Here is an 11,868-nt window from a genome sequence, read left to right on the forward strand (position 1 = left end):
ACCTGTAGGGAGGCTCTATGGCCATCACCGACATCGATCGGTACGCCCATCTCACCGAAGCCGACGTCGAGGCACTAGGTGCCGAACTCGACGCGATCAGACGTGACATCGAGGAATCGCGGGGGGTCGCCGACGCGAAATACATTCGACGCACCATCGCATTTCAGCGTGCGCTCGCCGCGGGCGGGCGCGTGGTGCTCATGTTCAGCAACCGCAAGCCCGCATGGATTCTCGGGACCGGGATGCTCGGCGTCGCCAAGATCGTCGAGAACATGGAGCTCGGCCACAACGTGATGCACGGGCAGTGGGATTGGATGAACGATCCCGAGATCCACTCGTCGTCGTGGGAGTGGGACACCACCTGTCCGAGCGTGCAGTGGAAGCATTCGCACAATTTTGTGCACCACAAGTACACGAACATCGTCGGCATGGACGACGACGTGGGCTATGGCATCCTCCGTGTCACGCGTGACCAGCCGTGGGAATGGTGGAACGTCGGAAATCCGGCCTACAACTTCCTTCTCGCAACGTTTTTCGAGTGGGGCGTGGCGCTGCACCACCTCGAGGCGGAGAAGCTTCGTACCGGCCAGAAGTCGTATCGCGCTGCGCTGAAGGACCTTCGGGTCATCGGGCGGAAGGTCGGGAAGCAGGCCGCCAAGGACTACCTGATCTTCCCCGCGCTCGCCGGACCGAACTGGTTCACCACGCTGACCGCCAACGCGACTGCGAACTTCATTCGCAACTACTGGTCGTACGCAGTGATCTTCTGTGGTCATTTCCCCGATGGGGCCGAGAAATTCACTGTCGAGGAGTATGAGGAAGAAGATCAGCCCCGCTGGTACCTGCGACAGATGTTGGGATCAGCCAACTTTCGCGCAGGCCCGCTGATGCGCTTCATGAGCGGCAACCTCAGTCATCAGATCGAGCACCACCTCTTCCCGGATCTGCCGAGCAACAGGTACGAGGAGATCGCGGTCCGCGTGCGCGAACTGTGCGACAAGTACGACCTGCCGTACACGACGGGTTCGTTGCAGCATCAGTACTGGTTGACGTTTCGCACAATTGCCAAGCTGTCGCTGCCCAACGCGATGCTGAAAGCCAGCGCCGACGACGCGCCGGAGACGGCATCGGAGTTGCGGTTCAACATCATTGAGGGGACCAAGACTCACTTCGGCGTCGACCCGCAGACCGGCCGCAGGCGCGGGCTGCGCTCGGCCCTGCGGGAGCTGCGGTCGTCGCGGGTGGCTGTCAACCGCTGATCGAGCTTGCCTACCGCTGATCGAGCTTGCCCGCCGCTGATCGAGCTTGTCGAGATCACCTCCTCGCTGGGGTGGTTTCGACACGGCTGCTCGCTCCGCTCGCGGCCTGCTCAACCAGCGGTGGGTGCCCGCTGCGCTCGTCGTCCACTCAACCAGCGGTGGGTGATCGAGCTTGCCCGCCGCTGATCGAGCTTGTCGAGATCACCCCCGCCAGCGCAGCACCTCCAGCGCGACGCCGACGTCGAGCAGGCTCTCGTCGAGCGGACGGGGCAGTAGCTCGTCGGCGCGGGCGAGGCGTCGAATCACGGTGTTGCGATGCGTATAGAGCGCTTCTGCGGTGCGAGAGGTGTTGCACTGCAGCTTGATCCAAGTTCGTACTGTGTCGAGTAGAGCTGACTCGGCATGTGCGAACTCGCCGAGGGTGTCGTCGACGAATGCCGCGGTGTCCTCGGCGGACGACATCAGCAGCGAGACCAGCCGGACGTCGTCGCACCTTACGAATCCGTGCGAGCCGCCTAGCTGCGCGACGATGCGCTGGGTCGCGAGCGCTTGGAAGTGGCTATTGCGAAAGCCGTCGACGCCGTTGCCCGTTCTGCCGACAGCGACGTCGATCAGCGGGGATGGCGAAACACGCGCGATGTGTGCCTCATCGGTGGGCAGCCACATCCACAGTGACGCGGCGCTGGCGACGACGGTGAGTCGGTTGGCGCACCCGGCCGAGGCGGCGAGCGTGTCGGCGGCGGATTCGAGGTTTGCAGCCTGTTCTGGATGTGTGCTCCACAGGACCAACGCGGTGTGCGGGCCGAGAAGTCGGTAGCCGAGTTGGGTTTCGGCGCGGTCGATGGGGATGGGTGCGCCCTCGAGTAGCAGGGCAACCGCTTCTCGACGCTGCGCGTGGGTGCCGCGGGTGAGCTCGCGTCGTTCGCTGCGCATCCTGTTGCTCGTGGCCTCGACGGTGTCGTCGATGTAAGTCGAGATGGAAACGAGTGTGATGTCGAGAAGTTCGCGCAGTTGTTGTGGGTCATCGGTGAGGGTGAAGCAGACCTGCATCCACAGACGCCACGCGACACTTTGTGCGGTGCGGAAGGCGTCGAGCGCTGATTCGTCGAGGCCGCGCCGGACGAGGTCGCGAGCGGTGGTGAGGATGTCGGGGCTGATCTCGGCGGGTACGCGTTCGCCGGGATTGATTACGTTGCTCCTCGCCCAGCGCAGGGTGTTCGCGAGGTTGGTGCGTCGCGTTCCCTCGGCGAGCACAGGGTCGTCGGCGATGGCCTTCATGCGCATGCCGCCCAGCGAAGCGTCGTGGATGGCTTCGATCCACTCCTCGGGAGGATCGAGGATGAGTTCGGCGCCGCGTCGGATCAAGCTCTTGATCTCGGGGGACACGGAGGGCCACTCATCGGACATCTGAACAGTATGCACCTTGCGTGGCGTCCATCGTGGGCACTTGGCACCTGGCGCCAGGGCCAAGTGTGACGCAGTCTGGAATGTAACAACGCATGGTGTCATATTTATCGTGCGGGAAATCGAGCCAGATCTGAAGGAGGCGCAGGTGCCCACAACAGCCACACCTGTCGAAACGTTGGACGTCCTGATCGTCGGGGCGGGTGTCTCCGGTATCGGAGCCGCCCACTATGTGACCACCGAGATGCCGCAGAAGAGCTTCGCGCTTCTCGAGGGACGCGAGTCGATTGGTGGCACGTGGGACCTGTTCCGGTACCCGGGCATCCGCTCGGACAGTGACCTGCACACGTTCGGGTTCGAGTTCAAGCCGTGGGTCGACAAGCAGTCGATCGCTGACGCCGACCGCATCATGCAGTACCTTCGCGAGGCCGTCGACGAGGACAAGATCAACGAGCACCTGCGATTGCAGCACAAGGTGCCCGCGTTGAACTGGTCGTCGAGTGAGCAGTTGTGGACCGCGGAGATCGATCGTCTCGACACCGGTGAGCACATCCAACTGAAGGCGAGCTGGGTCTACTGCGGGTCGGGCTACTACAACTACGACGAGGGGTTCACGCCTCACTTCGAGGGCCGCGAGCGATTCACCGGGCAGGTTGTGCACCCGCAGCACTGGCCGGAAGATCTCGATTACAAGGGCAAGAAGGTCGTCGTGATCGGCAGCGGCGCAACGGCTGTCACGCTGCTCCCGGCGATGGCGAACGAGACCGAGCACATCACGATGCTCCAGCGCACACCGACCTACATCCTGCCGCTGCCCAAGCACGACCCGTTTGCCAACGTGGCACGACGCATCCTCGGCGACGAGCGCGGCTACGCCGTTGCGCGGTGGAAGAACATTCTGCAGCAGCGCGTGTTGTACGAAGCGGCACAACGGTTTCCGAAGACCTCGCGCAAGGTGATCCGCACGGTCAACCAGGTCCTGCTGCCCGAGGGTTACGACGTCGACACGCACTTCAATCCGCCGTACAACCCGTGGGACCAGCGGTTGTGTGCGGTCCCGGATGCCGATCTGTTCAAGACGATTCGCTCTGGTAAGGCATCGGTGGTCACCGACCGAATCAAGACGTTCACCGAGAAGGGCCTCCTGCTGGAGAGCGGGACCGAACTCGAGGCTGACATCGTCGTGACCGCAACGGGTTTGAACGTACGACTGTTCGGTGGGATGGAGCTGTCGCTCGACGGCGAGCCCGTGGTACTGCGTGACCACGTCATCTACCGCGGCATGATGTTGAGTGGTGTTCCGAATCTCGCACTCGCCGTTGGGTATACGAACTCTTCGTGGACGTTGAAGATCGGTCTGATCGGCGAGTACTGGTGCAGGCTCATGGCGTACATGGATGCGCGTGGGTACCGCGAGGTGGCACCTGTGGTCGATCCGAACATGGACACCCGCCCTGCACTGGACTTCGGAGCTGGCTACATCAAGCGCGTCGAGGACCAACTGCCGCGCCAGGGCGCTGAGGAGCCGTGGAAGATGTCGATGAGCTTCTACAAGGACCGCAAGGCCCTGGGTGCTGACGTCGCGGACTTCGAGAACCTGCGGTTCAAGAGGGCTGCCTCGCCGGCTGGTGTCGGCTCGTCCGAGGGCTCCGAGCGCGTGGAGTCTGCCGTCGGCTGACCAATCTTCTTATGGCGCAGGCGCGGGAGTCCGAGGGGGCTCTCGCGCCTGCGCTGTGGGTGTCTCGTCTATTCGGGCATCTGATCGATAGTCGCGCGCGTGAAAGCGATTGCCTTGTCGCAGATTTCGTTGATGGGCGGAGCGTCAATGGAGATGGAGAGGTCGGTAACAACGATTGCGTCACCAGAGCGAACAAAGGTTGTGCACTCCGGGATGGATGGGGTCGTGGACACTGCCACACGACGGCCAGACATCGAAATGTCCGCTCTCCAAGTGACGAACTGTGCGTTCATCTGCTTGTACGTATCAAGGTCGGGTTGGTTGCCGACAAACTGAGAGAGAGAAGCGAGGTTTCGATCACTCAGTGACCACATGCAGCCCCGTGCGGTTTGATGATCAGCGGCGGCAGCGTCCCGCGCGGAGCGTGGGTCAAGGCTATTGGCGATTAGTATTGACTCGGTCGCTGCGGTGCAAGGTTCGTACGTAGTTCCATCATTCCCGTTACTCCATCTGCGCGGAAACTTGGTACTGAAGGGAAGGGAGCGCCCATGGTCATCGGTCTGCCGGATAGTGTTCGTTGAAGGCGTCGCTCCGATCGAAGAGGTAGGTGAGAATTCGGCCCTCGGCTGGCCATCAACGCTGTAGCACGAGCTGAGTGTGAATAAGCATGCCGAAAGCAGCAGGGTTTTTGTGACCCCCGAACTGAACGCAGAACTCATCTATGACCGCATGCCGTCTGCGGTGGAAGAGTCCGCATCAGCCAGTTCTGCGCCTGCCGATCGGCAGGCTTGTGCGAGTGAAGTCAGGTCACCAATTTGTTCCTGCAGGGTCGTTCGCCAGGAGCCAACTAGAGCGGTGAGTCGAGCGTGAACTTCGCGTCCTTCTACGAGTTCTCCGAAATGGTTAGTCCTTGCAACAGACTTTAACTGGGCGAGTGCCTCCTCCAACCCCGCCGCCCCGTCGGCGGCGACCTTGGCGCGTCGCTCCCAGTCGATGGTGTTGAAGCGGACGGTGCCGCCGTCGTCCGTGGTGTTGCCAGGTGGTTGGACGTACGTCATCGAGCTGCGTTCTTTGCCGTCGAGGTTCGCGATCCCGTCCTCGGACTGCAGGTTCACAACTCCACCGGGCATGGTGAAGAAGTCGGTCATGTCCTTACCCCCTCGCAGCAGACTGTCGCGCAAGCGCCAAGACAGTTAACCATGACAGTAGGTGGTCTGTGTGTCGGAATTGTCAGGCTGTGGATGAGCTCATGGCGGCCTGCCACGAAGCCCGACGTCGACCCTCGTCCCCGTCGCAAAGAAGAATCCCCTCCGAGGGCGGGTTGCCTCCGAAGGGGATCTCTCCGTGCGGTGTGTCAGCTCGTAGGAACTTCCGTCGTCGTGGTTGTTGTCGTCGTTTCTTCCGGAGTTGTGGTTTCCATCGTCGTCTCCGGTGTCGTCGTCTCCGGAGTGGTTGTCTCCGTTGTCGTTTCCGGAGTGGTCGTTTCGATCGTCGTTGTCGTCGTGGTGGTGCTCGACGTTTCGACTGTGCGCCAGGTCGCCGATTCGACGTCGACCGACACCGATGACGATGAGTTCTCGGTCAGGCCGAGCTTCCAGACCTGAGTCGTCGAGTCGGTCGATGAGGTGACCGATGATTTCTCCAGCGACGATGAGGACACCGTGCGTGCGACGTTGTCGCTGCAGGTGAGGTCGATCGTGCCGGTCGACGCGGACGTCGGTGCCTGGCAGCTCACGCTGCGATCATCGACGCGGAACGTAAAGCTGCCGATGGCATCTCCCGTTCCGGAGAACTGCGTCGGGCTGGGTGCGGCGCTGCTCGATGAGCTGGCACTCGACGATTCAGACGATGTCGACTCCGCTGCGGATGCGCCAGGAGTCTCCGACGCTGCAACGTTCTGCTGTTGCTCCGATGCGGCCGAAGAGTCGGGTGCACCTTCCGGCACACCACCATTCGACTCCGCACGCTGGGCAACTTCTGCGGCGGCTTCGGTGCTGCCGGCCCGCGCCAGCCCGTTTTCGGCTGCCGCCTCGTCGGACTTCGCGACGAACGGAGTGTTCAACGCGGCAGGAGTCGGCAAGGCGGTCGCAAGCGGCGGAAGACCACTCACGTCGATGATTCCGCCGACCGGACGTTCGAATTGCTGTCCATTGGCCAGGTTGAGCAGCGTGAGTACCGCCGCCGCTGGGGTTGCTGTGTTCTGCGGCGCCTGATTGATCACGGTCGTCGTGTTGTTGACGACGGTGACGTTCTGGTTGTTGTAGGCGATCCGAGTGACCTCATGCGAGTGGTAGTCGTGCCAGGGATGTCCGCTCAGGCGATAGCCGCCGAGGGGCGTCGACGCCGGCGGTGCAAGCGGATTGCCGCACGCGCATCGCACACGTGGGACACCCGCGCCGTCGACGAGAACCGCTGTGCCGGATTGCAATACCGACTGGAACGCGTAGGCGCTGCCACCCTGGTACGAGTGATTGGTCACCCACGTGTCGGCGGTCAACACGACCGGGGTGAGCGTGTTGAGGTAATAGGGAATCGAGGCGGTGTCGATGCCGAAGACGCTGGCCCAGGCACGGGCTTGGCTCGGGTTGTTGGACAGGTAGTTTCCGAGAGCTGCTGTGTCGCAGGTCGAATCGCCACCCGCGTACAGGCCGGGCTGAGTGCCGGAGACCACGCGAGCGCCATTGTCCGGAGCGCCCGAGCTCCGCGCGAGCTTGATATTGCTCGGCAGCTCCTTGTTGGTCAGTGCGACGTTGGGCCCGAACGGATCTGGGCCCGCCTCACCGGATGTCAGGAGGCTGAGGCCGGGTATGCGAAGGCCGCCGTCCTTGCCTCGCAACACAAGAACGAGAACAGTGGCCAGAACCAACGCGAACACCACGACGATCGCGACCAGAGCGATGGTGCGATTGCGTCGCTTCTGTTGGTCCCGCATCGGCTGGAACGGCCCGGTGGGTGGCATCGCCGGAGCGCCGAAGGTTCCGGAAGGGGGGTAAGACAATGGATACTCTCCTGGTGTGCAGACGTGTAAGCGCGCATCACCGGTTCCCGCGACCGATGTCAGACAGGCATCAGTATCGAAATGTCTGAATCGCAGGGCAACTGTTTGATCGTAAATTCACCCGTTCGGACCAAGAACTCACATGTTCGGACTACACCGACCAGACCACGTCATTGTGCAAGAAGCGTCGAACTCGATAGCGACGGTGGGTCTCCGTAAACGAGTGGCGCCGACGGCGGTCGTCGCGAACGATGGTCGGTATGTCTACAGCCCCTGACACCCAGCCCGATGCGTTGACGACGTTGACCCGCAAACCCGAGCGTCAAGGCGATCGCGCATTGCTCGACGACATTCTCGACACGGCACAGGTCGGAACGCTCTCGACCGTCGTCGACGGGTGGCCCTGGTCGGTGCCGATGTTGTTCGCACGTGTCGGCGACGACATCATCCTGCACGGCTCCACCGGCGCAGGCGCACTGCGACAGGTGGGGTCCGGTTCTCCGGTCGCGTTCAGTGTGTTTCTGCTCGACGGAATCGTGGTGGCCGAGACGCTGTTCGACCATTCCGCCAACTATCGGTCGGCGGTGGTGCGTGGTGTGGCACGAAACGCAGAAGTTCCAGCCGAAGTATTGGATGCGCTGAGCGACAAGCTGATTCCCGGTCGCGTGGCCGAAACACCAACGACCACACGTAAGGAACTCGCCGCGACGACCGCGTTGCGACTGCCGATCGTCGACGGCGAGTGGATTGCCAAGGCGCGGACTGGCGGACCCGGCGCCGACACCGACGCATGGACCGGAGTGGTGCCCGTGCGCACGGTGTTCGACGACCCGATCACCTACACCGGCGACCCCGGCGCGATCCCGGCGTCGGTGCGCGCGCTGGTGGGGTGAGACAGCGTCGGGCGGGGTGGTCTCGACTCGGGTGCTCGCTGCGCTCGCGCCCGCTCGACCAGCGGGAAAAGGGTGCCTGCCCGACTAGCGGGGAAGGTGGCGGCCTGTCAGCGCTGACGCAGGACGAACCGCTGGATCTTTCCGCTCGGCGTCTTCGGCAGTGCGTCGACGAAGTGCACCGTGCGTGGGTAGGCATGCGCGGCGAAGCCGGTCTTGACCAACTGCTGCAGCTCGGTCTCCAAAGCGTCGTCGCCGCTGACGCCGTCGGCGAGCACGACGAACGCCTCGAGTACCTCACCGCGCAGGTCGTCGGGCCGGCCGACAACCGCGACGTCGATAACCGACGGGTGGGTGATCAGGACGCTCTCGACGTCGAACGGGCCGATGCGATACCCGGCCATGATGATGACGTCGTCGTCGCGGGAGCTGAAGAAGAAATTGCCGTCGGCGTCGAGGTGCCCTGTGTCGCCGGTGAGGTACCAACGGCCGTCCTCGGTGTAGCGCGATGCGGTCTTCTCCGGGGCGTCGAGGTACCCGGCGAACCAGTAGCCGATGCTGGCGGGGACGTCGATCGCGATCTGACCCGTGACGTTGGGTTCGCTGACCGGTGCGCCGGCGTCGCCGACGATTCCTGCAGCGAATCCGGGCATCGGCTGCCCCATCGAGCCGGGGATCAGTGGTCGACGCAGGTCGTCGGCCCAGTGATTGTTGATGAACATGCCGTGCTCGGTCTGGCCGTAGTGGTCGCGGACTTCGGTGCCGAGAGATGTTCTCGCCCAGGTGATCACATCGGGCGTGAGTGGCTCGCCCGCCGAGGATGCGCGACGAAGCGAGAATCCGTTGATCGCGGGGTTCTTGCTCAATGAGCGGTATACGGTGGGCGCGGCGGCGAAGTTCGTGACGCCGAGTTCGGTGAGCACGGTGGCGGTGACCTCCGGGGTGAAGCCCGCCTGCAGCAACACATTTGGCCGCCCGATCGCCATCGGACCGAGGATTCCGTAGTACAGGCCGTAGGCCCAGCCGGGGTCGGCGGCGTTCCAGAAGACGTCGGTGTCAGCGACGTCGAGTCCGTAGCGCATGTAGCAGGAGAACGACGCCAACGCGCGCAGCGGAACGGGCACGCCCTTGGGCGCACCTGTCGTGCCGCTGGTGAACAGCAGGATCAGCGTGCCGTCACCGCCGACGGAGACGGAGTGGTCGAGGGGATCGTTGTCGGCGATCAGAGCGTCGAACTGCTCGCCCGCGACGATCGTCGTGAGGCCGTCGATGTCGTCGAGCTTCGACGCCTGGCTCGGCTCGGTGATCACGATGGAGGCGCCGCCCGCCCGCAGTCGCATCTCGATCGCGGGGGTGGCGAAGGCGGTGAAGAGCGGAATGTAGACGGCCCCGAGCCGGGCGAGTGCCAGCAGCGAGACGACCAGCTCGGTGCGCTTACCCATGAGGACGCCGACACGGTCGCCGCGCTCGACACCCATACCGGCGAGCGCGGTGGCGAGGCGTCGAGACTCCGCTGCGAGCTGGCCGTAGGTGATCTCGACAAGCTCGATCAGCGGTGAGGGCTCGATCAGCGGTGAGGGCTCGATCAGCGGGGGTTGCTCGGCCCGCGAGGCCTGCGGGGCCTGCGGGGAGATCGCAGAATCCCGTAGCGAGACCGTGGTGAACGCGACGGCTTCGGGATCGTGGCGGTCTACCAGCAGCGACGCCGCGTTGGCGTCGGGTGAGCCGAAAAGCTCCAGCCAGGCGTCGAGGTCGGCGGTGACAGCCGGGGTCAACTGCGCCTGAATCGACTCGCGTCGCGCGCGGTCGCCGGCCAAGGACGTCTGTGTCATATCCACACCTTTACTGCCAGAGTAAGCTGAATCACATTCGAGAAGTGATTCTCGAATGTGACGTCGCATGGGCAGAACCCCCCGAAGAGGGGTCAGGAGGTAGGTGGTGACATGGCTGAGTCGTTGACAGCGCCGGTCACCGATGCGTTGCGTCGTCTGCGTCGCGGCACGGGTGTGTCGTTGGCGTTCGGTGGTGTGGTGCACGGCTCGCGCGGTCTGCGTCTCCGACATTTCGTCGGCGACACCTACGGTGCGTTGAACGGCGTTGCCGTTGATGCCGGGCACGGACTCGGCGGCAAGGTCATCGCGCTCAATCGCCCGATGGTCGTCGACGATTATCTGCGTACCCCGCGGATCACCCATCGGTACAACGCGATCATCGCGGCCGAGGGCCTGCGTGCGATGGCGGCCGCCCCGGTCATCGTCGAACGCAGGCCTGTCGCGGTGATCTACGGGGCCCTGCGGACCGACGAAGCCATCGGCGATCGGACGTTGGACGCATTGGCTGTCGAGGCGCGTGAACTCGAACAGCAGATCGTCGCCTCGCGCGCGGCGGTCGCCGCCGACGCCGCTGTAGGCGATGGACTTCGAGATCGGATCACCGAGGCCTACGCGCAGCTCCGCACTCTGGCAAGAAACGTCGACGACGACGCCGTTGCAGATCAGATCGCACGCATCTCCGACCTCCTGCTCGACGGCGAGTCGGACGAACCGACGACACTCACCCTGACACGTCGCGAACAGGATGTGGTCACCCTCGCTGCACTCGGCTACACCAATGCGAGAATTGCCGAGGAGCTGAATATCGGGGTGCAGACCGCCAAGGGATACATGAAAGACGTATTGCGCAAACTCGGCGCGTCGAGTCGGCTGGAAGCCGTTGTCATTGCTCGACGATCAGGGCTACTTCCGTAGCGATGGCCGGAAACACGTCGGTTCCCGGAGCATCAGTTGCTGCGCGAACCCTGGCTCTACTGAGCACATTCGACGAGGCGCATCGTGCGTTGACGCTCAGCGAGATGGCGCAGCGAGCCGATCTCGCGGTTCCCACGGCGCACCGGCTCGTCGGCGAGTTGGAACGGTGGGGCGCGCTGGTTCGGCGCCCCGACGGTCGGTATGTCATCGGCAGGCGGGTGTGGGATCTCGGGCTGCTGGCTCCGATCCAGACCGGCGTGCGCGAGATCGCCGAACCGTACGTCTACGACCTGTACGCCGCGACAAAGGCGACGGTGCATATCGCGGTGCGCGAGGGAACGTCGGTGCTGTACGTCGATCGGATCTCCGGGAACGAGTCGGTGCCGGTCGTGAGCAAGGTGGGTAGTCGGCTACCGATGCCGCCGACCGGGGTGGGCAAGGTACTACTTGCGTACGCGCCCAAGGACATTCGTGATGAGGTGATGGCATCGTTGACGCGGGTCACACCGCGGACGCTGATCAGCCCGCAGCTCTTGGAGCAGCAGCTGCAGCGTGTGCGCGACGAGGGCTACGCGACGACGGCGGAGGAGATGACCGCGGGCGCGTGTTCGATCGCAGTACCGGTGTGGGGACCTGACGGGGTGATCGCGGCGCTGGGCGTGGTGGTCGGGACCCTTCGCGGAAACCGCCCGCGGCTTCTTGCTGCGCTGCAGGTCGCGGCGCGGGGCATCGGACGGCAGCTCGGCGCCCCGGGGCCGGTTCCGCCCGAGCGCGCGGGGGTTGCCGACAGCGCGTAGGTGGTCTCGACAAGCTCGACCAGCGGTAAGGGCTCGACCAGCGGTAAGGGCTCGACCAGCGGTAAGGGCTCGACCGGCGGGGTGGTCTCGACAAG

General features: G+C 63.9%; 10 protein-coding genes. 5 read left to right on the forward strand and 5 right to left on the reverse strand.

The window, feature by feature from the left end:
• Positions 1-17: 17 nt before the first annotated feature.
• A complete protein-coding gene (locus GOSPT_RS09170) occupies positions 18-1,259 on the forward strand; it encodes a fatty acid desaturase family protein (RefSeq protein ID WP_005205445.1) in 1,242 nt (413 codons plus the stop codon).
• A gap of 201 nt (positions 1,260-1,460) precedes the next feature.
• Here the strand turns inward: GOSPT_RS09170 and GOSPT_RS09175 are convergent, their stop codons facing one another.
• Positions 1,461-2,666 carry a PucR family transcriptional regulator gene (locus GOSPT_RS09175; RefSeq protein ID WP_005205447.1) on the reverse strand — a complete coding sequence of 402 codons (1,206 nt, stop codon included), beginning with the start codon at positions 2,664-2,666 and terminating at the stop codon, positions 1,461-1,463.
• Positions 2,667-2,811: 145 nt separating this feature from the next.
• Between GOSPT_RS09175 and GOSPT_RS09180 the strand changes: the two genes are divergently transcribed.
• A complete protein-coding gene (locus tag GOSPT_RS09180) occupies positions 2,812-4,341 on the forward strand; it encodes a flavin-containing monooxygenase (RefSeq protein WP_005205448.1) in 1,530 nt (509 codons plus the stop codon).
• A 68-nt stretch (positions 4,342-4,409) separates the two neighbouring features.
• On the opposite strand, the gene GOSPT_RS23115 is transcribed toward GOSPT_RS09180, so the two are convergent.
• From GOSPT_RS23115 to GOSPT_RS23865, 3 genes are all read right to left on the reverse strand, one after another.
• Positions 4,410-5,060, reverse strand: a complete 651-nt coding sequence (locus tag GOSPT_RS23115; protein WP_039855383.1) for a DUF3558 family protein — start codon at positions 5,058-5,060, stop codon at positions 4,410-4,412.
• Positions 5,061-5,489, reverse strand: coding sequence for a hypothetical protein (locus GOSPT_RS09190; RefSeq protein ID WP_005205451.1), 429 nt, complete (start codon positions 5,487-5,489; stop codon positions 5,061-5,063). It abuts the gene before it with no gap.
• Positions 5,490-5,695: 206 nt separating this feature from the next.
• Complete coding sequence (locus GOSPT_RS23865; protein WP_005205453.1) at positions 5,696-7,339, reverse strand: DUF6777 domain-containing protein; 1,644 nt, start codon at positions 7,337-7,339, stop codon at positions 5,696-5,698.
• Between the two features lie 260 nt (positions 7,340-7,599).
• Between GOSPT_RS23865 and GOSPT_RS09200 the strand changes: the two genes are divergently transcribed.
• Complete coding sequence (locus GOSPT_RS09200) at positions 7,600-8,232, forward strand: pyridoxamine 5'-phosphate oxidase family protein (RefSeq protein ID WP_245548697.1); 633 nt, start codon at positions 7,600-7,602, stop codon at positions 8,230-8,232.
• 107 nt (positions 8,233-8,339) lie between these two features.
• Here GOSPT_RS09200 and GOSPT_RS09205 read toward each other — a convergent pair whose 3' ends face one another.
• Positions 8,340-10,061, reverse strand: coding sequence for an AMP-binding protein (locus GOSPT_RS09205; RefSeq protein WP_005205458.1), 1,722 nt, complete (start codon positions 10,059-10,061; stop codon positions 8,340-8,342).
• 111 nt (positions 10,062-10,172) lie between these two features.
• On the opposite strand from GOSPT_RS09205, the gene GOSPT_RS09210 reads away from it, so the two are divergent.
• Complete coding sequence (locus tag GOSPT_RS09210) at positions 10,173-10,976, forward strand: LuxR C-terminal-related transcriptional regulator (protein ID WP_005205460.1); 804 nt, start codon at positions 10,173-10,175, stop codon at positions 10,974-10,976.
• Positions 10,977-10,978: 2 nt separating this feature from the next.
• Positions 10,979-11,773 (forward strand): IclR family transcriptional regulator, encoded by a 795-nt coding sequence (locus GOSPT_RS09215; protein WP_039855386.1) that lies wholly within the window; start codon positions 10,979-10,981, stop codon positions 11,771-11,773.
• Positions 11,774-11,868: the final 95 nt, after the last annotated feature.

It is taken from the genome of Gordonia sputi NBRC 100414, assembly GCF_000248055.1.
GTDB classification, from domain to species: domain Bacteria; phylum Actinomycetota; class Actinomycetes; order Mycobacteriales; family Mycobacteriaceae; genus Gordonia; species Gordonia sputi.